Origin of the sequence: Bauldia litoralis (genome assembly GCF_900104485.1) — a bacterium.
Classification (GTDB): Bacteria; Pseudomonadota; Alphaproteobacteria; order Rhizobiales; family Kaistiaceae; genus Bauldia; species Bauldia litoralis.
In genome coordinates this window covers 395722-419486 of sequence record NZ_FMXQ01000001.1, presented here as the reverse complement: position 1 = coordinate 419486, position 23765 = coordinate 395722, and the positions used below count along the sequence as shown (strand labels likewise).

Sequence of the window (23765 nt, the reverse complement as noted above, 5' to 3'; positions counted from 1 at the left end):
GGGCTCGCCTGCCGGCGAGCGGCCGGCAGGTCATGCCATGCCCTTGGACGCGGTGGCGGAACTGACGGGTGGCAAGGGGCCGTCGATCATCCTGGAAATGCTGGCGAACGTGAACCTTGCCGCTGACCTCGAACTGGTCGCCAAACATGGCCGCATCATCATCATCGGCGCCCGCGGGGAGGTAACGGTCAATCCACGTCGGACGATGATGAAGGAACTCGACCTGCGTGGCATCGCGCTGTGGAACGCAGGACGGCCGCTGGTGGGTGAGATCCTGGCCGACATCACGGCGGGACTCGCCGACGGATCGCTGCGCCCGGTCATCGGCAGGGAGATGCCTCTCGAGAATGCGGCGGAGGCCCATGCCGCGATTCTAGAGCCCGGTGCCTACGGCAAAATCGTCCTGACCACCCGATGACCTGCCATCCATGCCTGTGACACCGAGCGGGGACGGGGGCTCGCCTGCCGGCGAGCGGCCGGCAGGTCATGCCATGCCCTTGACCGGCGACAATCCCAGTACGTAAAGTCAAATTTCAAAGTTTACGCGGCGAAAGTTTAAGCCGAATCAAGGGAATGACGATGGAAGGGCCCAAAATCAAGAATATGGAGGAGTTTGCCGCCGCCAGCGGCATCTCCCGGCCGACCGTCTCGAAGTATTTCCACGACATGAACAGCGTCCGGGCGTCGACGCGGCGGAAGATCGAGGAGGCGCTGGAGCAATACGATTATCGCCCGAACATCTACGCCATCAACCAGAACCGCCGGCTGACGAAGAACATCGGGATCGTCGTTCCCTACCTCGCCGATCCGTTCTTTGCCGAGATCGCCCGGAACATCGAGCGCCGCTGCCTCGATCGTGGATTCTGGCCGATCCTGTTCAGCTCACACGGCGAGCCGACGCTGGAAAACGACATCCTCGACAGCCTTCGTTCGCTCAAGCCGGCGGGGGTCCTTCTCGCGCCGCTGGGCCGTGCATCAGACAAGGGTGTGATCGCGAAATTCTGCAACGACGTGCCCACAGTCCTGTTCGACAGCAACGTGGAAGGCGTCGGCAAGGCTTTTATCGGATCGGACAATTCTCAGAGCATTTCGCTGATCGTCGAGTATCTCTGCCGGACCGGCGAGCCGCCGTGCTTCTTCGAAATGCCGCCGATCAACCCCAACGCCAACAAGCGACGCAACGCCTATATCCAGGCGATGGAGCGGCTTGGACACCCTCCCCATGTCATTCACGTCAAGGGCGAAGGCTGGGGATTCGAGGAGGTCGGTTATCGCGAGGGGATCCGCATGATCAAGTCGCGCGAGTTGAGCACGAACACAGTGCTTTGCAGCAATGACCGGCTTGCGATCGGCGTCCTGGCGGCGGCCTACGGGGAGGGCTTGCGCGTCGGGCGCGGCGGTGGCTGCGCCCTGCGGATCGCGGGACACGACGATCACCCCTTCTCCCGGTTCACCTGTCCGCCCCTGACGACCGTCGCCCAGGATTACGCCTCGATTTCGGATCGCAGCGTCGAGACGTTGTTCGATGTTATCGAGAATGGCGGGCCGACGGAGAAGCGCGTCGACACCCTGTTCGAAGGCAAACTGGTGATGCGAGAGTCCGCCTGATCGGACAGAAAAGCCTCCTGTAAATTTACGCGTGTCAAATATCGATTGACATCGCGGCAAAATAGTAATTGTCTGGGGTCGGACATCCAACCAAGGGAGGATACGGATGCACCTCAGAAGCACACTTGTGTCTGCTTCCGTCATGGCGCTTGTCGCCGGCGGGGCTTTGGCCGAGGAACTCACCATCGCGACGGTGAACAACTCCGACATGATCATCATGCAGGAGCTGTCGTCGAAGTGGGAAGAGGCGACCGGCAACACGCTGAACTGGGTCGTTCTTGAAGAGAATGTTCTGCGTCAGCGCGTCACCACTGACATCGCCACCAACGGCGGTTCCTTCGACATCGTCACCATCGGCGCCTATGAGGCACCCATCTGGGGTGCACAGGGCTGGCTTGTGGCGCTCGACGATCTTGGCGACGCCTACAATTACGATGACATTTTCGAGCCTGTCCTGAACGGCTTGTCGGCGGACGGGACGCTTTATGCCGTCCCGTTCTACGCGGAAAGCTCGTTCACCTTCTACCGCAAGGACCTGTTCGACGCAGCTGGCGTCGAGCTGCCCGACGGTCAGATGACCTACGACCAGTTCGCCGAGATCGTCGCCAAGGTCCACGATCCGGACAACGGCGTGTTCGGCACCTGCCAGCGCGGCAAGGCCGGCTGGGGCGAGAACATGGCGTTCGTCGGCCCGCTGGTGAATGCCTTCGGTGGCCGCTGGTTCGACATGGACTGGAAGCCGACCATCGACAGCGACGCGTGGCACAACGCCGTCACCTACTACGTCGACCTGATGAACGAGTTCGGTCCTCCCGGCGCCACGGCGAACGGCCACAACGAGAACCGTGCGCTTTTCGCCGACGGCAAGTGCGCGACCTGGGTCGATGCGACCTCGGCGGCCGGCTACATCTTCAACCCGGACGAATCCTCGGTCGCCGACAAGACCGACTTCTTCCAGGCGCCGAAGCAGGTGACCGACAAGGGAACCGGCTGGTTCTGGGCCTGGGCGCTGGCGATCCCGAAGAGCTCGCAGAAGGCGGATGCAGCGAAGAACTTCCTCGCCTGGTCGACGTCCGAGGACTACGTCAACCTCGTCGGTGAGACCAAGGGCTGGGTCGCCGCACCTCCCGGCACCCGCAAGTCGACCTACGAGAACCAGGCGTATCTCGATGCCGCTCCGTTCGCGAAGACGGTCGAGAACTCGATCCTGGCGGCGAACCCGGCCGACGCAACGCTGGAGCCCGTGCCTTACACCGGCGTCCAGTTTGTCGCGATCCCCGAGTTCCAGGGCATCGGCAACTATGTCGGCCAGCAGATCGCTGCCGCGCTTGCCGGCCAGATGACGGTCGACGAAGCGCTGAAGAACAGCCAGCAGTTCGCCGAGCGCGAAATGGCCAAGGCCGGTTACCCCAAGTAGTCGTCTCCCAAGACGGGTCGGCGCGTCCGCGCGTCGGCCCACCCAACTGATCTTGCCGGTAAGCGCTTGCGGCTGCCTGTCCGGTCGCGCGCTCTTTGAGGAACGGGGAGGGCGTCACTCATGGCTACCCAGCATTCAAGAACGGCTGCACGCCTGATGATCTCGCCAGCGGTGATCCTGCTGCTGGCCTGGATGATCGTCCCGCTGGCCCTGACCATCTATTTCTCGTTCCTGCGCTACAACCTGCTGATGCCGGGCACCGAGGCCTGGACCGGCTGGACCAACTACTACTACTTCGTCACCGATCCGAGCTTCACCGACGCGATCTGGAACACCCTCGCCCTGGTTGGCGGTGTCCTGATCATCACGGTCGGCGGCGGCACCCTGTTCGCCCTTCTCCTCGACCGCCCGATGTGGGGCCAGGGGATCGTCCGGATCCTGGTGATCGCGCCCTTCTTCGTGATGCCGACCGTCTCCGGTCTGGTGTGGAAGAACATGTTCATGAACCCCGTGAATGGCATCTTCGGCCACATCGCGACGAGCTTCGGATTCGAGCCCTTCGACTTCTTTGGCCAGGCGCCGATGGCATCGATCATCTGGATCGTCAGTTGGCAATGGCTTCCCTTTGCGACGCTGATCCTCCTCACCGCCCTTCAGTCGCTCGACAGCGAGCAGCTCGAGGCGGCGGAGATGGACGGGGCCAGCTGGCTGAACCGTTTCTGGTTCATCATGCTGCCGCACTTGGCCCGCGCGATCACCGTCGTCATCCTGATCCAGACGATCTTCCTGCTGTCGATCTTCGCCGAGATCCTCGTCACCACGAATGGCGGACCGGGAACGGCGACGACCAACCTCACCTACCTGATCTACGTCCAGTCGCTGCTGCAATACGACGTGGGAGCCGGCTCCGCCGGTGGCGTCATCGCCATCATCCTCGCCAACATCGTCGCGATCTTCCTGATGCGGATGATCGGCAAGAATCTGGACGCCTGAGGGGGGATCGGACCATGGCACGCGCAGTTTCCAACCGCGAGAAGACCGTCACGACGATCGTCGCCTGGACGCTCGGGATTCTGATGTTCTTTCCGATCCTGTGGATCGCCATCCTGTCGCTGAAGACCGAGGTGGATGCGATCCGCGGGCCGATCGAAGTGCTGACCTCCGGATGGACGACGGAGAGCTACGGCGCCGTGCAGGCGCGCTCCGACTATTTCAAGCACTTCACCAACTCGGTCGTGATTGCCCTCGGCTCAACGCTGCTGGGGCTCCTGATCGCGGTCCCGGCGGCCTGGGCGATGGCCTTCGTGCCGGCCAAGCGGACCAAGAATGTGCTGATGTGGATGCTGTCCACCAAGATGCTGCCGCCGGTCGGCGTGCTGATTCCGATCTACCTGATCTTCCGCGACACCGGACTGCTCGACACGCGGACGGGCCTGGTGATCGTGCTGATGCTGATCAACCTGCCGATCATCATCTGGATGCTCTACACGTATTTCCGCGAGATACCGGGCGAGATCCTCGAGGCGGCCCGGATGGACGGGGCCTCGCTGCGCAAGGAAGTCCTCTATGTCCTCACGCCGATGGCGGTGCCGGGCATTGCCTCGACCGTCCTGTTGAACGTCATCCTGGCATGGAACGAGGCATTCTGGACGCTTAACCTGACGGCGTCGAAGGCCGCGCCGCTGACCGCGTTCATCGCCAGCTATTCCAGCCCCGAGGGGCTTTTCTACGCGAAGCTGAGCGCCGCGAGTGTGATGGCGATCGCGCCGATCCTCATCATCGGCTGGTTCAGCCAGAAACAACTCGTCCGGGGCCTGACCTTCGGCGCAGTGAAATAGGGAGGCGGGTATGGGACGCATCACACTCGAACAGGTCACCAAGAGCTTCGGCGAAGTCGATGTCATTCGACCGCTGGACCTGTCCATTGAAGACGGTGAGTTCGTCGTCTTCGTCGGCCCCTCGGGCTGCGGCAAGTCCACTCTGCTCCGGCTGATCGCCGGACTGGAGGATGTCAGCAGCGGCCGGATCGAGATCGACGGACAGGACGCCACCGAGTTGCCGCCGGCCAAGCGGGGGCTGGCGATGGTGTTCCAGTCCTACGCGCTCTATCCGCATATGTCGGTGCGGAAGAACATCGCCTTCCCTCTCCGGATGGCGAAGATGGACAAGGCGGAGCAGGACCGGAAGGTCGAGCAGGCGGCCGCGGTCCTCAACCTCGGGGACTATCTCGACCGCCGCCCCGGCCAGTTGTCGGGTGGCCAGCGCCAGCGGGTCGCCATCGGCCGCGCCATCGTCCGCGAACCAGCAGCGTTCCTCTTCGACGAGCCGCTGTCCAACCTCGACGCGGCGCTTCGCGTCGGCATGCGGCTCGAGATCAGCGAACTGCACAAGCGGCTGACGACGACCATGGTCTACGTCACCCATGACCAGGTCGAGGCGATGACGATGGCCGACAAGATCGTCGTCCTGCGGGCGGGAAACATCGAGCAGGTCGGCTCGCCGCTCGATCTCTACCGGCGTCCGCTGAACGAGTTTGTCGCCGGCTTCATCGGGTCGCCGAAGATGAATCTCCTCAAGGGCGCGGAGGCCGCAAAGGATAATGCGGCGACGATCGGGATCCGTCCCGAGCACATCGGCATCTCGTCGGACGGCGGGGAATGGGCCGGGAAGGTCGGGGTGTCGGAGCATCTGGGGTCCGACACGTTTTTTCACGTTCATTGCGATGGAATGGCAGAGCCAATCACCGTACGCTCCGGCGGTGAAGTCGATTTCCACCGCGGCGATCAGGTCTATCTGACACCCGATCCGGCGCAGCTTCACAGGTTTGACGACAAGGGGCTGCGTATCGAATGAAACGACTGGAGGGAAAGGTCGCGCTGGTCACCGGCGGCGGCCGGGGAATCGGCCGCGCCATCTGCGAGGCCTATGTGCGAGAAGGCGCGAAGGTTGCCGTCGCCGATATCGGTGGGGCGGAAGAGACGGCCGCGGACCTTGGTCCCAATGCGATGGCGCTGAAGATGGACGTGACCGATCTCGGTTCCATCGCCGACGGCGTGAAAGCGGTCGAGGACGCCTGGGGCGGCATCGACGTACTGGTCAACAACGCTGGCATCTTCACCATGGCCCCGATCGAGGAAGTGACCCACGAGGCCTATCGCCGCCAGTATGACGTCAATGTCGGCGGAACCATCTTCGCCACCCAGGCGGTCGTCCCGGGCATGAAGAAGCGCGGCAAGGGCGGCGTGATCATCAACTTCTCGTCGCAGGCCGGGCGGCGGGGTGAGGCAAACATCGTCCTCTACTGCTCGACCAAGGCGGCGGTGATCTCGATGACCCAGTCGCTGGCGCTCGAACTGGCGAAGGACAAGATCCGTGTCAACGCCATCGCGCCGGGCGTCGTCGACACGCCGATGTGGGATGTCGTCGACTCGCTGTTCGCGAAGTACGAGGACCTGCCGATCGGCGAGAAGAAGCGGCTCGTCGGCGAAGCCGTGCCGCTCGGCTATATGGGCGAGCCCGACGACATCGCCGGACCATGCGTGTTCCTTGCTTCCGACGACGCAAGGTATGTCACGGCGCAGACGCTGAATGTCGACGGCGGCAACTGGATGAGTTGATGCGACTGTCGAACGCCACGCTCGGCGACGTTCCCGCTTCGATACGTGTTCCCGGCTACGACCGGTCGACGCTCACCCCGGGAATCGTCCATATCGGGCTCGGCAATTTTCATCGCGCGCACCAGTCTTGGTATCTGCACCGGCTGATGGATCAGGGGCTCTGCCACGACTGGGCCATCGTCGGTGCCGGGGTTCGGCCGAACGATGCGGCGCAGCGCGAGAAGCTTTTGGCGCAGGACTGCCTGACCACCCTGATCGAACTCGATCCCACCGGCTCCTCGGCAGAAATCGTCGGTTCGATGATCGACTATCTGCCGGTCGAGGACGGCAACGGGGCGCTCATCCGCCAGATGGCCGATCCGGCGATCCGGATCGTCGCGCTGACGGTGACGGAGGGCGGATACTATGTCGATCCCGCCACCGGCGGCTTCGACGCGGACCATGCCGACATCAAGGCCGACGCGGCCGACCCGACGCGACCGCGAACCGCTTTCGGCGCGATGGTGGCCGCGCTGAAACAAAGGCGGGATGCCGGAACCCGGCCCTTCACCGCGCAGTCCTGCGACAATCTGCAAGGCAACGGCGCGATCCTCCGACAGACGGTGGTGTCGCTCGCCCGGCTGTCGGATCCGATCCTGGCCGACTGGATCGACGGCAACTGCACCTTCCCGAATTCGATGGTGGATTGCATCGTGCCGGCCACCGGGCCGAAGGAGCTGGCGCTGGCCAGGGCGCTCGGCATCGACGATGCGGTGCCCGTCACCCATGAGAATTTTCGCCAATGGGTGATCGAAGACGATTTCTGCGCCGGCCGGCCCGACTGGAACAAGGCCGGCGCTGTCTTCTCCGACCGGGTCCACGACTACGAGACGATGAAGATCCGCATGCTGAATGCCGGCCACCAGGTGATCGCCAATCCCGGCGAGATCCTGTCGGTGGAGACGATCTCGGCCTGCATGGAGCATCCGCTGATCGGCGCGTTCTTCCGCAAGATCGAGCGTGACGAGATCGCGCCGCACGTCAAGCCGGTGCCCGACATGACGCCCGAGGCCTATGTCGACCTGATCGACCGCCGCTTCTCGAACCCGGCGATCGTCGATACCACGCGCCGGGTCGCTTTCGATGGTTCGTCGCGACACAGCGGGTTCATCCTTCCCATCATCCGCGATGCGCTGGCGGCCGGAACCTCGATCGAGGGACTCGCGCTGGTCGAGGCGCTGTGGGCGCGCATGTGCGAGGGCACGCGGGAAGACGGCAGCGCGATCGCAGCCAACGATCCGTTCTGGGATGACCTCGTCGTCGCGGCGAAGGCAGCCCGGGACCGGCCCCGCACATGGCTGGAGCAGAAACGCTTCTACGGCGATCTCGCGAGCGACCCTCGGTTTGCCGACGCCTTCGATCGCTGGCTCACGGCGGTCTGGGCAGACGGTGCCGAGGCGGCGCTGGCGGCCTTCCTGGGCGACGGTACCCGACCGGCATGACAAGGGGCGTTTTTCCTGAGCGGTCCGGATCCTGGAGCGGAGCCGCCGCGACGATCTGAATTTCACACCGTGCTGCCCAGCAATCACGAAGTGAACCGCGTTGGCCGGAAGCCTGTACTTGCCTGACGTCTTGTTGAGGATCGCATAGCCGCCCGAGGCGTTCTCGACGCGGCGCCTGTTTGCGCCGCTGCGCGTGACCAACGCCTCGGAGTTCGGGCGGAGAGATCTCAAGTTCGTGGGCCGCCGGGCGCCTCGCCGCATCATAGGCGACCGCGAGCGCCTCTCGTTTGGGACGGCAACCCACTAAAGCCGATCCTCGCGATGGCCAGTGGGCCGGTGTCCGCTTACCCATGTTGTGGCCGGCAGCTCGGGATTGCCAGCAGCGATCTCAAGACGTGATTGAGTCCGTGCCCTAGTCGAGCCTTGCCGTCGACGCAGCGAATGACTCGACCTGCGCGAGGTCGACGACCCCGGCGTCCGAGCCGAGCGCAGTGGCGACCAGAGCCGATGTTGCCGTGCCGAGCTCACAAGCCTCCCGGAGGGTGCGCCCATAGGCCAGGCCGGCGACGAACCCGCCGCAATAGCTGTCGCCGCAACCCGTCGTGTCGGACACCTTGACCTGGAATCCCGGGACCCGAAATTGTTCGGAGCCTGTCTGGACGTACGATCCCTTTGCGCCCCATTTGAAGACGCATGCACCGGCCCCCATCGCGAGGAAAATCTCCGCGATCTCTGCTGGCTCCGTCTTGCCCGAAAGGAAAGCCGCTTCCTCCATCGCCGGCATAAAGTAGTCCACATGGGGCAATATATGCGTCAGGAGGCCCATCGTGTTCCCGTCCGGTGCGAGTATGTCGAAGGATGTCGTCAGACCCTTCGACTTGGCGTGCGCCAGCAGCGCGGCACTCGGCCCGGCATCCATCGCTTTCAAGAGCCCGGTACCGCCATGGTGCAGGAAGCGCGCGTCACACACCGCATCAAATTGATCGGGCGTCACCAGCAGGTCGTCGGAGGCGCCCCGGGCGTGGAGGGCAGGACGGTCGCCGTTCGGCCGAATGGTGAGGATGGTGGCAGAGGTGCGCGTGGTCTCGCTTCGCTGCATCATCGAACAGTCGATGCCCATGCGCCCGTATTGGTCGATGATGAAATCGCCCATCGAGTCCTTGCCGACGCAGGCGACAGTCGCCGTCGATATGCCGAGCTTGGCAGCGTTCATGACTGCGCCGGCCGCGGTTCCCGCCGGATTCATCCGGATTTCCTCGATAAAGGCGACATTCCCCCCTCCGGGAATCGCCTCCACCGGCCGGCCGGCGATATCGAGGATGGTGAGGCCCACGAAGGTCGCGTCGAATTTGGGCATCGGCTCTCTCTTGATCCAACTGACGTTCCCAGGATGAACGACAATTTCTGGCGACACGATAGGCCCTCATGGCCGTCCCGGACAATGTCGACCCCGGGGCTGGGGGGCTTTGCTTTGATTGGCCGCCAACCCGCCCGAGGCATGCCTTCCGAGGCCGATCGTTAGCGCCGAATCGCGTCTTCAAGGCGCTCATGAGCCTATGACAACTGGCCGCGTCACGCCGACGCTGGATCGGGCGTTGGCCGCAATTGCGCGATCAGTTCCAGAATGTTGGCAAACAGCCCCCAAGTACCGCGACCCCTGCCATCTGAAAGTCACGTACCGGCCGGAGGTAACGATCTTGACGAGCCTCTCCTTCAGGCTGGTCAGTCGCCAGTGGGCTCTACCGAGCTTGGAGCGGTTGGCGGTCTGGCATGGAAGGCGAGCGGAGAAAGCGGCGCCGGTGCTTGCTATGTGACGACTGCCATCGAAATCGGCTTTGCGCCATGTCTACAGGCGTCCAAGAAAATGGTGACCCCGGCGGGATTCGAACCCACGACCCTCAGATTAGGAATCTGATGCTCTATCCTGCTGAGCTACGGAGTCTCACCGTGGACGACCGATCGCGGATGCGGTCGTCCAGCATTCGTGAAATGTAATAGCTTTCCCTTCTGCCAGCCGCAACATCGTGTGGTTGGCGGCATCGGCTGATGCTTGGGAGAGTTTCTTGCGGATGCAGGACGGTCGCGGAAGAACGGTGATTGCGCAGGCTGGTGTTCCGGCGATCGCACTTGTCGCCTGCCTTAATTGGGCGCCGGTGGCGGCCGGGGAGGGGGGATGCGCCTTGCCGGTGACCGAAACGGTGCGCGTCGCCGGGGCGATCGACGGCGATACGATCGAGACGGAGGACGGCGCCAGGGTTCGGCTTGCCGCGATCGAGGCGCCGAAGGCCCTTGGTTTTGGCGATACGGCGATGGCAGCGGCCGCCCGCGCGGCGCTGGACGGACTGGTGGCCGGCGCGTCGATTTCGCTTGCCCGGGTCGGCGCCGGGCCCGATCGCTACGGCCGGGTGCATGCGCAAGGGTTCCTGCCTGACGGGCGGTCGCTGCAGGCGGTCCTGGCGGAGGCCGGACTGGTGCGCATTCGGCCGCTGGAGGGCGAAACAGCTTGTGTCGCATCGCTCCTGGCCGCCGAAGACCGCGCCCGAGCCGCTGATCGGGGCGTCTGGAAGGGCAAGCGCCACGACCCGCTGAACCCTGATGATCCTTCGCTTTTGGCGCGAAGCGGCTTATATGAACTCGTCGAAGGGCGGGTGCTTTCGGTTGGTCACGGTTCGTATATGATATTTCTCGATTTCGGGCCGGTTTATCGCCGCGATTTCACCGTCATGATCCCGCCTCCGGTTGCCGAACGCCTTGCTGCGGCCGGATTTCCGGCCGATTCGTTGGAAGGTCGGTCAGTCAGGGTTCGTGGCGTGATCGAGGAAAGCGGCGGTCCGGCGATCCGGATTCATGATCCGGTCGCAATAGAGGTGTTGGACGGCGGGTGATGGGCTTGACGGCGGCAGCGAAGCTTCGCGGCAGCGGGCAGCGACGGAAGCGGGTCTTGACGGCGTGCGGGCTGGTGCTTGCCGGCGCGCTGCTGGCCGGCTGCAATGCCTTGCTCAATGCCGGAAGCGTTGGCCCCAATGCCGCGATCGTCGGTACCGACCTGTCGGCCGGGCCGGAAGAACACGCGCGGATCGTCGCGGCCTATGGCGGCATCTATCACAACGACAAGCTCGAGCAGACCGTGGCGCGGATTGTCGGCCGTATCGTCGCGGCCTCCGACCAGCCGGATCAGCCCTACCGGATCACCATCCTCAACGCGCCGGCGATCAACGCCTTCGCGCTTCCGGGCGGCTATCTCTATGTCACCCGCGGCCTGCTGACCCTTGCCAATGACTCGTCCGAAGTGGCGGCGGTGCTCGCCCATGAGATGGCGCATGTCACGGCGGACCATGCGATCCAGCGACAGAACAAGGCGCGGAACGCGGTCATCGTCAGCCGCGTGGTGACCGATGTTCTGGACGGTGACAGCGGCGGCCAGCTGGCGCTCGCCTCCAGCCAGCGTTCGCTTGCCAGCTTCTCGCGGCAACAGGAACTCGAAGCGGACGCAATGGGCGTCAAGACAATCGGGCGGGCGGGCTATGACCCGTTCGCGGCGGCGCGCTTCCTGGCGACGATGGCGCAATTCGCCAACTACCGCGTGGCGGCCGGCCCGACGCTGGAGAAAGCGCCGGACTTCCTCGCCTCGCACCCCTCGACCCCGGAACGCGTCGACTTCGCCGCGCGCGCCGCGCGCCAGTTCGGGGCGCCGGGCATCGGCGACCGCGACCGCGATCGCTATCTCGCCGGCATCGACGGCGTGATCTTCGGCGACGATCCGAGCCAGGGATACGTCCGCGACCGGACGTTCATCCATCCCTCACTCGGGGTCGGCTTCTCGGTGCCGGACGGTTTCGTGATCGACAACACGAGCGATGCCGTCCTCGCCACCGGGGCCGATGGCACGGCGCTCCGCTTCGATGCGGTCGCTCTCGTCAAGGGGGCGGATCTCGGCCAGTATCTTGCCTCGGGTTGGGTCAACGGCCTCGACGAGTCGACGATCAAGCGCTTCTCGGTCAACGGCATGCCCGCTGCATCAGCCAGCGCCAGCGCCAAGGGCTGGGAGTTCAGGATCGCCATCGTCCAGGCGGAAAGCGGCGCCACCTACCGCTTCATCTTCGCGAACGAGGACGCGACTAAGGGACTGGCCGCCGCGACGTCGACGACAGTGTCCAGCTTCCGCATGCTCGATCAGCGGGCGCTCGCCTCGCTGCGCCCGCTCAGCATCAAGATCGTCAAGGCGCGGCCGGGCTCGACCGTCGACTCGCTGGCGGCGCAGATGCAAGGTGTCGATCGGCCGAGGGAATTGTTCCGGGCCCTCAACGACCTCAGCGCAAACGCCGAGATTCCGGCGGGGATGCGGGTGAAGATCGTCGCCGATTAGGAGACCGCGATGCCTGCGCGGCTGGCTAGACGAATGTCGCCCGGTCGGGGTTTTCGCGAAGCAGCGCCGTGCGGAGTTTCTCGAGGGCGCGGCTTTCGATCTGGCGAACGCGCTCCTTTGAGATGCCGAGGCTCTCGCCCAGCGATTCCAGCGTGGCGCCATCGTCCTGGAGGCGTCGCTCGCGGACGATCTTCAACTCGCGCTCGTTGAGTACGTTCAGCGCAGACCGGAGCCAGCTCAGCTTCCGCTCGGTGTCGATCGTGTCGCCGACGGTTTCATCCGGCAGGGGAACATTGTCGACGAGGAAGTCCTGTCGATCGCTGGTGCCGCCGTCGGCTTCGTTGAGCGGGGCATTGAGCGAGGTGTCGGGGCCCGACAGACGGGAATCCATGACCTCGACATCCTTCTTCGACACGCCGACCGCGGTGGCGATCTCGGCAAAGACCAGATCGCGCGGGCGGGGGTCGGACGATTGGGCCAGACGCGCCCTGAGACGGCGAAGGTTGAAGAAGAGAGCCTTCTGGGACGAGGAGGTGCCGCCGCGCACGATCGACCAGTTGCGCAGGATGTAGTCCTGGATCGAGGCGCGGATCCACCACGTGGCATAGGTCGAGAAGCGGACTTCGCGCTCCGGTTCGAACCGCGCCGCCGCCTCGAGCAGGCCGACATGGCCTTCCTGGATCATGTCGCTCATCGGAAGGCCGAAATTGCGGAAACGGGCGGCTATGGCGATCACGAGCCGCATATGGGCCTGGGTCAGGCGGTGGAGAGCGGCCTGATCCCTGGCCATGCGCCACTGGACCGCGAGGTCATGCTCCTCGTCGCGCTCCAGGTACGGCGCCTTCATGGCCATCCTGACGAAATCGCTCGATCCTGCTGCCCTGCCCATCGAATTTCTCTCGCTCGGGATTTCCCATGAGTCGCCTGAACCTTAACGACCGGGAGAGCGGTTCGGATCACACAATGCCGTGAGGTTTTGCGTGATAACCTCGAAGTCCTTTGAATCGTTGCCGGAATAGAAAACGGGCGCCGGCTGGCTGGCCGACGCCCGTTCAAAGTGTTCGTCGCGAAAAGCGAGGATCAGGCAGCCTTGTCCTGGGTCTCGGTGGTCTCGGTTGCCTCCGCGGCCTCGTCCGGCTTGGCGCCGCGACGCGGGCTCTTGGCCAGGTTCAGCTCGATCTGGCGGATCGCTTCGGTTTCCGAGATTCGGTTGACCGAAGAAATCTCGCGCGCCATGCGGTCGAGGGCTGCCTCGTAAAGCTGCCGCTCGCTGTAGGATTGCTCCGGCTGGTTCTCCGAGCGGAATAGGTCGCGGACGACTTCGGCAATGGCGATGAGATCGCCGGAATTGATCTTTGCCTCATACTCCTGGGCCCGGCGGCTCCACATCGTGCGCTTGATCCGCGCGCGACCGCGCACGGTCTCGAGCGACCGCTTGACGGTTGCCGCATCGGCAAGCTTGCGCATGCCAACGGAGGTGGCCTTGGGAACCGGCACGCGCAGCGTCATCTTGTCCTTGATGAAGCTGATGACGAAGAGTTCGAGCTTGATGCCTGCGACTTCCTGGGTATCGATGCCGACGATACGGCCAACGCCATGGGCCGGATAGACGATATGTTCTCCGGTCTTGAACTCGGAACGCGTGGTCGGCTTCTTCACGGGCATGCTTGTCTCAACTCCATTCGGCGCGGGAGGGCGCACTTTTGTGGGAACTGGCTTACTTGAACTCTCCGGCGCTGCCGGCTTGGCGGGCGCGGCGGCGGCCTGTTTCGCAGGCGCCGACTTGATCGTTTTCGGCGTGGCGGCTTTTGCCGCCGAAGCCTTGACCGGCGCCGCCTTCTTCGCAGCGGCCGGGGCATTCGTCGTCTTCTTGCTCGCCGCCGGCGTCGCGGCTGCCTTTCGTCCGGTCGACTTCGGCGTCACGACCGGCTTGCGGGCGTTCGACTTCGCGGCCTTCTTTGCCGCGGGCTTGGCAGCCGTCGTCGCCTTGCGCGACGCGGCGGCGCTCTTCGTGGCCGCCGGCTTCCTGGCGGCGGTCGTCTTCCCGGCGGCCTTGGCTGCGGGCTTCTTTGCGGCGGCCGGCTTCTTCGCCGCCGGCTTGGCGGTCGTTGCGGATTTCCGCGGCGTCGCCGCAGGCTTGGTCGCGGCGGACTTGGCTACGCCCTGAGCCTTCGGAGACTTTGCCGCCTTTACCGTCGCCGCCTTTGCCGTCGTCCTGCTTGCGGCCGGGGACTTCTTCGCCTTGGATTTGGTCGTCGACATGGCTACTTCACGCCTCCACTCGGCACCAGCGCACACTATCCTGCACCGCCTCGGCGGCGACACGATCCCTTCCGGCGAAGAAGCCGGTCATACAGCCGAGCGCTGGGGATTAGTCATGCAGAAAAGGCGCGCGTCCCGCGCGCAAAGCGCCTATTTACTCCAACTAAGGAGTGAATATAGCACAAATACGGGAAAATTCAATGATTTAACATCGCCACGGTAAACCGCGGCGAGTCATTCATGGTTTTCAGCGGGAAAGGATGTTGCAGCGCGCAATAAAATTGCGTGTCCGGCCTGTCGACTAATCGCCTTCACCGGGCTCGGGAGAGAAGAATTTCTCGAACTTTCCTTCGACACCTTCGAATTCCTTGGCGTCGGCCGGCGGTTCGCCCTTGGCGGTGATGTTGGGCCATTTTGCCGCATATTCGGCATTCACCTTCAACCACTTCTCCAGGCCCGGCTCGGTGTCGGGCTTGATCGCGTCGACGGGGCATTCCGGCTCGCAGACACCGCAGTCGATGCATTCGTCCGGATGGATGACGAGCATATTCTCGCCCTCGTAGAAGCAGTCGACGGGGCAAACTTCGATGCAATCCATGAATTTGCAGCGAATGCAGTTGTCGTTGACGATGTAGGTCACCGGAGTTCCTCGATTGGCGGACGGGCGTTCTTCGCGGGGATCGGTCGATCTTCGGCCGTTTGGGTATCCGGTTTGGCGGAATCGCGCAAGAAATGCCGATGCGGCCTGCGGGCGCGTGGCAGGCGCCGCGTTCCGCTCAGTCGGTGGTTGACGAAAAATCCTCGTCGATTGCGACGGCAGAGCGCATTTCGTCCATCACGCGGCGGTCGCGCTTGGTCGGGCGCGGCCCGACGCGCTGCCCCTCCGAGCGGTCGCGCGGCGGTTCCGGCGGGGTGAGATCCTCATAGAGCAGGCGGGCCTCGCTCGCCGGTCCCCGGCGCTCGCCGAGGTCCACGACGCGAAGCACCCGGACGCCTGATTCCTGCGCGACGGTCAGCACGTCGCCGATGCGGATGCTGCGGCTGGCGCTGGTGTTCTTTTCGCGATTGACGCGGACCTGACCCGAGAGCGCCAGCTTCTGCGCCGCCGTTCGCGTCTTTGCCAGCCGGACGAACCACAGCCACTTGTCGATGCGGCGTTTGGGTTCGGCCGTCATCGCGCGCCGGTCAGCGGTCCGTTTCCGGCGATTCCAGCTTCGCCTTCAAGGCAGCAAGCGCGGCAAAGGGCGAATTGGGATCCATCGGCTTCTGCCGTTCCTCGCGCTGGGCCGGCACGCGACCCTTTTTGCCACCGCCGGGGCCGTCGGCCCCACGGTCGCCACGGCGAGGACGGCGTGGCCCCTTCTTCTGGCCATTGGCATTCTCGCCACCATTCGGACGCCCGCGACGTGGCCCATCAGGGCGCTTGTCGCGGGTTTCGCCGTCGCGCGCCTGCCGGTCCTGGCCCTGCCTGTCGCGTCCCTGGCGATCCTGCGTGCCGCGGCGTCCGCCGGGACGGCCAGCGCGTTGCGGCCGCCAGACTTCGATGAAGGCCGGCTCCTCGGGTTCGGTGACCTCGGCCCATGGCGCGGCGGGCGTGTCGGTTTCGGAGGCAGGCACTGCATCCGACGTTTCCGCCGCGACGACTGGCTCTTCAGACCGTTCCGGCGCGAGCGAAGCGTCTGGCGTCTCGGGAGCGGCTTCGGCGGGCGGAGCGGTGGCTGCGGTAGCCTCCGGGGGAGCGGCTTCGGCCGGAGCCGGGGGCGTCTCTTCGATGCTGTCCGCCGGTGCGGCCTCAGGTGCGCCATCCGTGGCCGGGACGGGGGCAGGCGACTCGCCGGTCGTTGCCGCTGCCTCGCCGGGCGCGCCTTCAGCGGGCGCGGCCTCGACGGTCGGGGCTGCCTGCGCTGGCTTGGGCTTCCGTTCCATGCGGTAGCCAAGCGCCCGCAGCACGGAGGCAAAATCCTCGCCCGAACACCCGAGCAGCGACGTCATGGCGACGGTGACGGTGAAGCCGTTGCCGGCAACGGCGCCGTCCGGCGGTTCGGGGCTTTGCGGCGATGCCCGCCAGGCGATCAACGGACGGATCTGGTCGGCCAGTCGCTCGAGAATATCGATGCGGATCGCCATGTTGCCCGCGACCCGATAGCCGACCACCCGGTAGAGCGCCTGGGGGATCGCCGGATCGACACGAACGCTCGTCCGGCCGGAGGCGGCCAGCGTGGTCAGCCCACCGACTTCGTCGAAGCCGCCATGCTTAAGGACCCAGAAGGTTGCGAGAAGGGCACTTGGCCCCGGCTTCAGCAGCGCGGGAACGTAGATGTGGTGGGCGCCGAAGCGGACACCGAGGGCGCGCAGGCCGGCCCGCGCGTCCTGGTCCAGTTCCCGAACTTCCTCGGCGATCTCAGAGCGTTCGATGACGCCGAAATTCTCGGTCAGGCGAAAGGCGATACCGCGTGCGGCCGGTGCGAGATTCTCGGCGGCGCGGAGATCGAAAAGCGGCTTCAGCAATTCGCCGGCGCGGGTGGTCAGCCAGAGGTCGACGCGGGTCTGGACGCGTTCGCGCGAGGCAGGCGTCAGCGCGTCGTCGGCGAGCAGGATCAGGCGGGGCTTCAGCGCGTCCTCGGTTTCGACCAGACGACCGATCGCGGCACCCTGCCATCGCAAGGTGCCGTCGGTCGCCAGGGCGAAATCGGCATTCGGCGCGGCGGCCACCTGCTCGGCGCGCTTGGCGATCTCACCGGCCAGTGACTTGGCCGCCGTGGCGCGTAGCGCTTTTGCATCCGGCCCGTCCGCTCCCGCATCGGGCGCGAAGCGGAAACCGGACAGGGTTCCGATGTGCTGGCCCTCGACCAATACATCGCCGACGGACGTTATCTCCGCTTCGAGCATCGCCTTCTCTTTCAGTCGTCTCATCAGCACGCTCGTCCGACGATCGACAAAACGCGCGGTCAGTCGTTCATGCAGCGCGTCGGACAGACGATCCTCTATCGCGCGCGTGCGCTCCTGCCAATGGGCAGGGTCGGCAAGCCAGTGCGGGCGATTGGCGGCAAACGTCCAGGTTCGGATATGGGCGACGCGATTGGCGAGCGTATCGATGTCGCCCTCGACATGATCGGCGAAGGCGACCTGGCGTGCAAACCAGTCGTCGTCGATCCGTCCGCCATTGGCGAGGAAACCGAAAATCGTCGTCACGAGTTCGGCGTGATTGGCCGGGGCGATCTTGCGATAATCGGGGATTTGGCAGACATCCCAGAGAAGCGCGACATTGGCCCTGGACGACGCGGCGTCGCGCAGACCCGGGTCCCTGGTCACCGTTTCAAGGACAGACACGTCGACGGTTGGCGGCGCCTTGGTCAGGGCCGCGTGCGGCGGCGCCTGGTCGAGGCTCGCCTTCAGGGTTTCGATCGACGCAAAGTCGAGGTCGCGGCTCCGCCACTGGATTGTCTTGACCGGATCGAATTCATGGCTTTCCAGCGCGGCGATCAGTTCGTCGGGAAGCGGATCGACGCGGCTGGTGACGCCGAAGGTGCCGTCGCGCATGTGGCGACCGGCGCGTCCGGCAATCTGGCCGAACTCGGCGGCGGTGAGCTGACGGAACTGGAAGCCGTCGAACTTGCGGTCGGCGGCGAAAGCAACGTGATCGACGTCGAGATTGAGGCCCATGCCGATCGCGTCGGTGGCGACGAGGAAGTCGACATCGCCCGACTGGAAGAGCTCGACCTGGGCGTTGCGCGCCCGGGGACTCAGCGAGCCGAGCACCACGGCGGCGCCGCCGCGCTGCCGGCGGATCAGCTCGGCAATCGCGTAGACCTCGTCGGCGGAGAAAGCGACGACGGCGGAGCGACTCGGCAGCCGGGTGATCTTCTTGGAGCCGGAATAGCTGAGCACGGACATTCGCGGCCGGGTCACGACATTGGCGCTCGGGAAAAGTCGCTCGACGATGCCGTGCATGGTGGCGGCACCGAGAAGAAGTGTTTCCTGGCGGCCGCGAAGATGCAGCATCCGGTCGGTGAAGACGTGGCCGCGCTCGAGGTCGCTGGCGAGCTGGATCTCGTCGATGGCGAGGAATGCCGCGTCGGTCTCGCTCGGCATCGCCTCGACGGTGCAGACCCGGTATTTCGGATTGGGCGGGACGATCTTCTCCTCGCCGGTGATCAGAGCGACCTGATCCGCGCCAACGCGGGCGGCGACGCGGGCGTAGACCTCGGCGGCCAGCAGGCGAAGGGGAAGGCCGATGACCCCGGACTCGTGGCCGAGCATCCGCTCGATGGCGAGGTGGGTCTTTCCCGTATTGGTCGGTCCAAGGACGGCGACCAGCTTGGCACCGCCGGAGGGGGCGCCTGAAATCGACTCGAAACTCATACTGCCGTTACGGCTCCAATGGATTTCTTCGTGGCGACCGACCCAAGCCGTGTAGCACGGGAAGCCACGGAAAACGGGAGGTTTTTTCCCGAGCGCCCCTACACGTAGAACGAGTCTGGAACAAAACCGGCCCGAATCGCTGACTCGCGATCTTTCATGCTCCGTTCCCTACGACATATGCGCGCGGCCGAGGAACAGCCCCCACATCTGGGAAAAGGGCTTCGAAAGCATGGTGGCCGAAGGGTTTGCTTCGACCGCTCGCGCCGCTCTCGAAATGTGGCGAAAATACGGCATGATCGTGCCGAGACGCTTGTGGATAACGGGGAAAACGATCGCGGGATCAGTCCGCCTCGGCACGTTCTTCGGTCGCCGTGGTGGTGAACCGCGTCGCATACACGATGAGATCGCCCCACGACGTTCCGATGAGAATACGGAAGGGGACGAGCAGGGCCGTGTTCTCGACCGGCACCAGCCAGACTTCGAGCCGATCATTGTCGACAAGATCGTTCAGGGAGTCGCCCTGGGCCCGGTGGCCGGCGACGGGGACGTAGCGGGCGCCGCAGACGATGATCCTGCCGGCATAAGTGTCGGCGCCGCCGTCGACTGCCTTGGTCTGCTTGTAGAAAAGCTGCACGTCGAAGCGCGTCCAGCCGTCGAATACCTTGATGGTCCGGTCGCAGGCGGCGCGGCCGGAGGGAACGCCCGGCCGGTCGAGGGGGACGATGAAGGCGCTGAGCGGGTCGACGATACCGGTCTTGTGGCTCTGGGTTATCGGTATCCGGTCGGCCGCCGCCGAAAGCCGCGGCACCGCCACCAGGTTGGTGATCCGGCCGCCCTGCATGGCCATGCTGACATGGGTTCCGAAGCCGCGTTCCACGGTTTCGAGGTTGAAAGTCGCGGGCAGGACGGTCTTGCCGGAGATCTTTCCCGAGCCGGAAAGGCTGGCGCGCGCATCCGACACGAGCCGCGATACGCCGCCGGTCGAACCGTTGATGGCGGCGGTGTAGTTTTCGCCCGAGAACCGGCTTTCGGCCGTGGCATGGCCGATGACGGCAGTGCCGATGGCAATCACGTAGGTCGCCTTGAGAGTCGTGATTTCGCGGGCCAGGAGCGCCGACGGGGCGATGGCAATAGCCAGGGAAAGCACCGCCGCGGAGAGCCGCGCAGTGGTTTCGTAGCGTCGATCCTGGCCGTTCATTGGCATGACGATGCTACAGCAGCCTGTCGTGGCCGGCAGTCCCGTTGGAAGCCTGTGAAACGCGAACGATTCGTGCTTTTCTTCTTAAGGTAATTGGCGGCAGGCGTCACGCGCCCATGCTGCGCCTTGACGCTTGCGCGGCGGCTGACTATAGGATGCGGCCTTTCATAAGGTGTCAGACGCAGCCATGCCGTTCGGGCGTGGCGCGAGCATGATCAAAAGGACGTATCCCATGGCGCGCCGCTGTGAATTGACCGGAAAAGCGGTCCTGGCCGGCAACAATGTCAGTCACGCGAACAACAAGACGCGTCGGCGGTTCTTGCCCAATCTCAATCATGTGACGCTGCTGAGCGACGCCCTCGGCCAGAAGGTGCGGCTCAAGATCAGCACCAATGCCCTGCGTTCGGTCGAGCATCGCGGCGGACTGGACAAGTTCCTCCTCGCGTCGCGCGACACTGACCTTTCGATCAATGCACGCCGCATCAAGCGGCTGGTCGAGAAGCGCGTCGCCGCCTCCGAAGCCGCTGCTGCCTGATCGGCTCCGATCCGGGACCGATCGCCCGAGCGACGGTCGACTCCGTCAGTCCTTGAGCGCGAAATAGAGAAGCAGCGTCCGCTGCAGCGGACTCTCGTTGTCGTCCGAAACAATGGCGATGATCGTTTCGCCCACTTCGTTGCGGCCCACCGCCAACCCTTCCATGTTGTCGATCTGATAGCGGAGATCGGCTTCGACGAGGATCTCTCCGTCGACGGTCGCGCCGGGCGCCAGGTCCTGCCCGGCAATCCGGCGAAGGCGCATCGTGAAGCCAAACGGGAAGCGCAGGCTCCGTTCGAGGAGCAGCAGATCACCATCGGGCAGGAAAGCGGCATCGGTGATGCTGTAGGTGCCTGCGCTCTCGATGGAAAAGGCCCCGGCCTCGGGCCCGCCGACGATCCAGCCGCCGTGGCGGTCGCTGTTGCCGAGCGCTTCCTCGGCGATGACGACGATGGCGCCGCCAAGCAGCCCGGCCTCGGGCGCAATCGCCAGTCCCTCCAGCCCCTCGTTATGGGGCAGGTCCCGCGCCGCGCGTGGCAAGGCGACTGAGCGGGAACTGGCCAGTACAAAGTCGTCGCCACCGAATTCCCGCAGGTCGTTGACGCCTTCGAAGGTGACATAGGCGACATCGCGGTCGCCGTCCCGCCTGATACGCAGTCCCTCGGCGTCGCCCCAGGCCTTGCCCGAAAGCGGCTGGCCAGCGTTGTTGAGGATCGGTGCAATCCGCGGGTCTTCCAGCCCGACCAGGCGGCCGTCCTTCTCGACCGGGCGCGCGGCGAACCAGCGGCCCCGGTCGGCGACTGCGTAGAGCGTGCCGTCGGAGGCGAAGTCGAGCCCGGAGAGCGAACCGAATTGCCGGTCGGTCGATGTCAGCTCCAGGCCGCCGCGAAACTCCAGCGGACCGAAGACCTGCTCGGGCAATGACGGCAGGAAGTCGTCGATCTGCCGTGCCTCAAGCGCGATCGGCCGGAAGCCGGGGGAGACAGCCAGGGCCGCGAGCGGAGCCGCCAGGACGAGAAACGCTCCGGCCAGCGCCGCGCGGTAGCGGTGGCGCCAGCTGCGTCGGATCATTGGGTCTGGGCGCGGGGGCGCGCGCGCCGGGGCCTGAGCTCCGGCGAACCTTCCTCGGAAAAGAGTTCGGCCAGCTTCTCGGTCATCGCGCCGGCCAGTTCCTCGGCATCGACGATGGTCACGGCGCGGCGATAGTAGCGGGTGACGTCGTGCCCGATGCCGATGGCGAGGAGTTCGACCGGCGAGCGGGTCTCGATCTCCTCGATGACGTAGCGGAGGTGGCGCTCGAGATAGTTGCCCGGGTTGACCGAAAGGGTGGAATCGTCGACCGGGGCGCCGTCCGAGATCATCATCAGCACCTTGCGCTGTTCGGGGCGCGTGATCAGGCGCGAATGCGCCCAGGACAGGGCTTCGCCGTCGATATTCTCCTTGAGCAACCCCTCGCGCATCATCAGGCCGAGGTTGCGGCGGGAGCGGCGCCATGGCGCGTCGGCGGACTTGTAGACGATATGGCGCAGGTCGTTGAGCCGGCCGGGATTGGCCGGCTTGCCGGCCTGCAGCCACGCCTCGCGCGACTGGCCGCCCTTCCAGGCGCGGGTGGTGAAGCCGAGGATCTCGACCTTGACGCCGCAGCGCTCCAGCGTGCGGGCAAGAATGTCGGCGCAGGTCGCGGCGACCGTGATCGGCCGGCCGCGCATCGAGCCGGAATTGTCGAGGAGCAGCGTGACGACCGTGTCGCGAAATTCGGTGTCGCGCTCGGCCTTGAACGAAAGCGGATGCATCGGATCGGTGACGACGCGCGACAGGCGGGCGGCATCGATGACGCCTTCCTCGAGGTCGAATTCCCAGGCGCGATTCTGCTGGGCCATCAGCCGCCGCTGCAGACGGTTGGCGAGCCGGCCAACGGCGCCTTGCAGATTGGCGAGCTGCTTGTCGAGATAGGCGCGAAGCCGGTCGAGCTCGGCCGTGTCGCACAGGTCCTCCGCCCGGATGGTTTCGTCGTAGCGGACCGTGAAGGGACGATAGTCCGACGTCGGCGGCATGTTTGAGAAAGGCGCATCCGAGCGGCGCGATTCGCCGGCTTCGCGGGCGTCGGACAACTCGCTGTCCTCGATCATGTCCTCGGCTTCGGCTTCGCTCGATTCGCCTTCGCCTTCCTCGGCATCCTCGGCCGCCGCATCGACGTCCTCGGGGCTCGAGGCTTCCGCGGCCTCGCTGGCGTCTGCGGCGCCGTCGTTTTCCTCGGGCTCGCCGGCCTCGCCGTCGTCCTCGCTGTCGTCGCCCTTTTCGCCGCCGAGTTCGTCGGCCATGTCGAGGGACGCGATCAGGTCGCGCAGCGCCAGGGCGAAGCGTCCCTGGTCGGCGACCGACTGGTCGAGCTTGTCGAGGCTTTCGCCGGCGCGTTCCTCGATCCAGTCGCGCCACAGGTCGACGACCTTGAGGCTCGAGGCCGGCGGCGGCTGGCCGGTCAGCCGCTCCCTGACGATCATCGCGACCGCGTCTTCGAGCGGGGCGTCCGCCTGTTCGGTGATCTCGTGGTAGTTGCCGCGGTGGAAGCGGTCCTCGAGCATGGCCGCGAGGTTGTCCGCGACGCCGCCCATCCGCAGCGATCCCAGCGCCTCGACACGGGCCTGCTCGACGGCATCGTAGACGGAGCGGGCGTTCTTGCCCTCCGGCATGTTGGCCCGATGGACCGCGGCGTCATGGCAGGCCAGCCGCAGGGCGATCGAATCGCCGATGCCCCGGGTGACGGAAATATCGGCCCGGGTCAGCTTGCGCGGCGGTTCCGGCAGCCGGGCCTTGTTGCCGCTGAGCAGGGGACGGTCGGCGGCGAAGGTGACCTCGAGTTCGGGATCGGCGGCAATCGCGCGCATGCAGCCCGTGACCGCCCGCTTCAGTGGATCGGAA

General features: G+C 65.2%; 21 protein-coding genes and 1 tRNA gene. 12 read left to right on the top strand and 10 right to left on the bottom strand.

What is annotated here, in order from left to right; translation table 11 throughout:
• Nucleotides 1–37 precede the first annotated feature (37 nt).
• From BLT60_RS01980 to BLT60_RS01945, 8 genes are all read left to right on the top strand, one after another.
• On the top strand, nucleotides 38–418 hold the full coding sequence (locus BLT60_RS01980) for a zinc-binding dehydrogenase (protein WP_175478245.1): 381 nt from the start codon (nucleotides 38–40) through the stop codon (nucleotides 416–418).
• 161 nt (nucleotides 419–579) lie between these two features.
• Nucleotides 580–1608, top strand: coding sequence for a LacI family DNA-binding transcriptional regulator (locus BLT60_RS01975; protein ID WP_090874916.1), 1029 nt, complete (start codon nucleotides 580–582; stop codon nucleotides 1606–1608).
• Between the two features lie 106 nt (nucleotides 1609–1714).
• Nucleotides 1715–3025 (top strand): ABC transporter substrate-binding protein, encoded by a 1311-nt coding sequence (locus BLT60_RS01970; protein ID WP_090874526.1) that lies wholly within the window; start codon nucleotides 1715–1717, stop codon nucleotides 3023–3025.
• Nucleotides 3026–3145: 120 nt separating this feature from the next.
• Complete coding sequence (locus BLT60_RS01965; protein ID WP_090874525.1) at nucleotides 3146–4018, top strand: carbohydrate ABC transporter permease; 873 nt, start codon at nucleotides 3146–3148, stop codon at nucleotides 4016–4018.
• Between the two features lie 14 nt (nucleotides 4019–4032).
• Nucleotides 4033–4863, top strand: coding sequence for a carbohydrate ABC transporter permease (locus BLT60_RS01960; RefSeq protein ID WP_090874524.1), 831 nt, complete (start codon nucleotides 4033–4035; stop codon nucleotides 4861–4863).
• A 10-nt stretch (nucleotides 4864–4873) separates the two neighbouring features.
• Nucleotides 4874–5878 (top strand): ABC transporter ATP-binding protein, encoded by a 1005-nt coding sequence (locus BLT60_RS01955; RefSeq protein ID WP_090874523.1) that lies wholly within the window; start codon nucleotides 4874–4876, stop codon nucleotides 5876–5878.
• The gene (locus BLT60_RS01950) at nucleotides 5875–6642 is read left to right on the top strand and encodes an L-iditol 2-dehydrogenase (protein ID WP_090874522.1); all 768 of its coding nucleotides are present in this window, start codon (nucleotides 5875–5877) and stop codon (nucleotides 6640–6642) included. The genes BLT60_RS01955 and BLT60_RS01950 overlap by 4 nt, the downstream gene beginning before the upstream one ends.
• The gene (locus tag BLT60_RS01945; protein WP_090874521.1) at nucleotides 6642–8123 is read left to right on the top strand and encodes a mannitol dehydrogenase family protein; all 1482 of its coding nucleotides are present in this window, start codon (nucleotides 6642–6644) and stop codon (nucleotides 8121–8123) included. Before BLT60_RS01950 ends, BLT60_RS01945 begins: the two co-directional genes overlap by 1 nt.
• A 412-nt stretch (nucleotides 8124–8535) precedes the next feature.
• On the opposite strand, the gene BLT60_RS01940 is transcribed toward BLT60_RS01945, so the two are convergent.
• Together BLT60_RS01940 and BLT60_RS01935 are read right to left on the bottom strand one after the other, a co-directional pair.
• Nucleotides 8536–9480 (bottom strand): carbohydrate kinase family protein, encoded by a 945-nt coding sequence (locus BLT60_RS01940; protein ID WP_090874520.1) that lies wholly within the window; start codon nucleotides 9478–9480, stop codon nucleotides 8536–8538.
• A 508-nt stretch (nucleotides 9481–9988) separates the two neighbouring features.
• Nucleotides 9989–10065, bottom strand: a tRNA-Arg gene (locus BLT60_RS01935).
• An 88-nt stretch (nucleotides 10066–10153) separates the two neighbouring features.
• Here BLT60_RS01935 and BLT60_RS01930 point away from each other — a divergent pair.
• Nucleotides 10154–11008 (top strand): thermonuclease family protein, encoded by an 855-nt coding sequence (locus BLT60_RS01930; RefSeq protein WP_139167735.1) that lies wholly within the window; start codon nucleotides 10154–10156, stop codon nucleotides 11006–11008.
• Nucleotides 11008–12489 carry a M48 family metalloprotease gene (locus tag BLT60_RS01925; RefSeq protein ID WP_090874518.1) on the top strand — a complete coding sequence of 494 codons (1482 nt, stop codon included), beginning with the start codon at nucleotides 11008–11010 and terminating at the stop codon, nucleotides 12487–12489. The genes BLT60_RS01930 and BLT60_RS01925 overlap by 1 nt, the downstream gene beginning before the upstream one ends.
• Before the next feature lie 25 nt (nucleotides 12490–12514).
• Here BLT60_RS01925 and BLT60_RS01920 read toward each other — a convergent pair whose 3' ends face one another.
• On the bottom strand, nucleotides 12515–13378 hold the full coding sequence (locus BLT60_RS01920) for an RNA polymerase factor sigma-32 (RefSeq protein ID WP_090874517.1): 864 nt from the start codon (nucleotides 13376–13378) through the stop codon (nucleotides 12515–12517).
• 191 nt (nucleotides 13379–13569) lie between these two features.
• Nucleotides 13570–14154: a CarD family transcriptional regulator gene (locus BLT60_RS24985; protein WP_342028561.1), complete on the bottom strand. Its 585-nt coding sequence runs from the start codon at nucleotides 14152–14154 to the stop codon at nucleotides 13570–13572.
• Between the two features lie 79 nt (nucleotides 14155–14233).
• Here BLT60_RS24985 and BLT60_RS24980 point away from each other — a divergent pair, with 79 nt between their 5' ends.
• Nucleotides 14234–14656, top strand: a complete 423-nt coding sequence (locus BLT60_RS24980; protein WP_342028560.1) for a hypothetical protein — start codon at nucleotides 14234–14236, stop codon at nucleotides 14654–14656.
• A gap of 396 nt (nucleotides 14657–15052) precedes the next feature.
• Here the strand turns inward: BLT60_RS24980 and fdxA are convergent, their stop codons facing one another.
• From fdxA to BLT60_RS01895, 4 genes are all read right to left on the bottom strand, one after another.
• Nucleotides 15053–15391: a ferredoxin FdxA gene (gene fdxA / locus BLT60_RS01910; RefSeq protein ID WP_090874515.1), complete on the bottom strand. Its 339-nt coding sequence runs from the start codon at nucleotides 15389–15391 to the stop codon at nucleotides 15053–15055.
• Nucleotides 15392–15527: 136 nt separating this feature from the next.
• Nucleotides 15528–15926: an RNA-binding S4 domain-containing protein gene (locus tag BLT60_RS01905; protein ID WP_090874514.1), complete on the bottom strand. Its 399-nt coding sequence runs from the start codon at nucleotides 15924–15926 to the stop codon at nucleotides 15528–15530.
• Between the two features lie 10 nt (nucleotides 15927–15936).
• The gene (locus tag BLT60_RS01900) at nucleotides 15937–19113 is read right to left on the bottom strand and encodes a helicase-related protein (protein WP_090874513.1); all 3177 of its coding nucleotides are present in this window, start codon (nucleotides 19111–19113) and stop codon (nucleotides 15937–15939) included.
• 340 nt (nucleotides 19114–19453) lie between these two features.
• Nucleotides 19454–20317, bottom strand: a complete 864-nt coding sequence (locus BLT60_RS01895) for a DUF3108 domain-containing protein (protein WP_090874512.1) — start codon at nucleotides 20315–20317, stop codon at nucleotides 19454–19456.
• Between the two features lie 226 nt (nucleotides 20318–20543).
• On the opposite strand from BLT60_RS01895, the gene rpmB reads away from it, so the two are divergent.
• Nucleotides 20544–20846 carry a 50S ribosomal protein L28 gene (rpmB, locus tag BLT60_RS01890; RefSeq protein WP_090874915.1) on the top strand — a complete coding sequence of 101 codons (303 nt, stop codon included), beginning with the start codon at nucleotides 20544–20546 and terminating at the stop codon, nucleotides 20844–20846.
• A gap of 45 nt (nucleotides 20847–20891) precedes the next feature.
• On the opposite strand, the gene BLT60_RS01885 is transcribed toward rpmB, so the two are convergent.
• Nucleotides 20892–21917 carry an esterase-like activity of phytase family protein gene (locus BLT60_RS01885; protein WP_090874511.1) on the bottom strand — a complete coding sequence of 342 codons (1026 nt, stop codon included), beginning with the start codon at nucleotides 21915–21917 and terminating at the stop codon, nucleotides 20892–20894.
• Complete coding sequence (cobT, locus tag BLT60_RS01880) at nucleotides 21914–23731, bottom strand: cobaltochelatase subunit CobT (RefSeq protein WP_244521104.1); 1818 nt, start codon at nucleotides 23729–23731, stop codon at nucleotides 21914–21916. The genes BLT60_RS01885 and cobT overlap by 4 nt, the downstream gene beginning before the upstream one ends.
• Between the last annotated feature and the right edge of the window lie 34 nt (nucleotides 23732–23765).

Excerpts from the sequence above, each read along its gene's own strand:
- BLT60_RS01965 (WP_090874525.1), top strand. The coding sequence starts at position 3,146 with ATGGCTACCCAGCATTCAAGAACGGCTGCACGCCTGATGATCTCGCCA.
- BLT60_RS01905 (WP_090874514.1), bottom strand. The coding sequence starts at position 15,926 with ATGACGGCCGAACCCAAACGCCGCATCGACAAGTGGCTGTGGTTCGTC.
- BLT60_RS01960 (WP_090874524.1), top strand. The coding sequence starts at position 4,033 with ATGGCACGCGCAGTTTCCAACCGCGAGAAGACCGTCACGACGATCGTC.
- BLT60_RS01885 (WP_090874511.1), bottom strand. The coding sequence starts at position 21,917 with ATGATCCGACGCAGCTGGCGCCACCGCTACCGCGCGGCGCTGGCCGGA.
- BLT60_RS01925 (WP_090874518.1), top strand. The coding sequence starts at position 11,008 with ATGGGCTTGACGGCGGCAGCGAAGCTTCGCGGCAGCGGGCAGCGACGG.
- BLT60_RS01980 (WP_175478245.1), top strand. The coding sequence starts at position 38 with ATGCCCTTGGACGCGGTGGCGGAACTGACGGGTGGCAAGGGGCCGTCG.
- BLT60_RS01975 (WP_090874916.1), top strand. The coding sequence starts at position 580 with ATGGAAGGGCCCAAAATCAAGAATATGGAGGAGTTTGCCGCCGCCAGC.
- BLT60_RS01970 (WP_090874526.1), top strand. The coding sequence starts at position 1,715 with ATGCACCTCAGAAGCACACTTGTGTCTGCTTCCGTCATGGCGCTTGTC.
- BLT60_RS01955 (WP_090874523.1), top strand. The coding sequence starts at position 4,874 with ATGGGACGCATCACACTCGAACAGGTCACCAAGAGCTTCGGCGAAGTC.
- BLT60_RS01940 (WP_090874520.1), bottom strand. The coding sequence starts at position 9,480 with ATGCCCAAATTCGACGCGACCTTCGTGGGCCTCACCATCCTCGATATC.
- BLT60_RS24985 (WP_342028561.1), bottom strand. The coding sequence starts at position 14,154 with ATGCCCGTGAAGAAGCCGACCACGCGTTCCGAGTTCAAGACCGGAGAA.
- BLT60_RS01895 (WP_090874512.1), bottom strand. The coding sequence starts at position 20,317 with ATGCCAATGAACGGCCAGGATCGACGCTACGAAACCACTGCGCGGCTC.
- BLT60_RS01920 (WP_090874517.1), bottom strand. The coding sequence starts at position 13,378 with ATGGGCAGGGCAGCAGGATCGAGCGATTTCGTCAGGATGGCCATGAAG.
- rpmB (WP_090874915.1), top strand. The coding sequence starts at position 20,544 with ATGGCGCGCCGCTGTGAATTGACCGGAAAAGCGGTCCTGGCCGGCAAC.
- cobT (WP_244521104.1), bottom strand. The coding sequence starts at position 23,731 with ATGCGCGCGATTGCCGCCGATCCCGAACTCGAGGTCACCTTCGCCGCC.
- BLT60_RS01950 (WP_090874522.1), top strand. The coding sequence starts at position 5,875 with ATGAAACGACTGGAGGGAAAGGTCGCGCTGGTCACCGGCGGCGGCCGG.
- BLT60_RS01945 (WP_090874521.1), top strand. The coding sequence starts at position 6,642 with ATGCGACTGTCGAACGCCACGCTCGGCGACGTTCCCGCTTCGATACGT.
- BLT60_RS01900 (WP_090874513.1), bottom strand. The coding sequence starts at position 19,113 with ATGAGTTTCGAGTCGATTTCAGGCGCCCCCTCCGGCGGTGCCAAGCTG.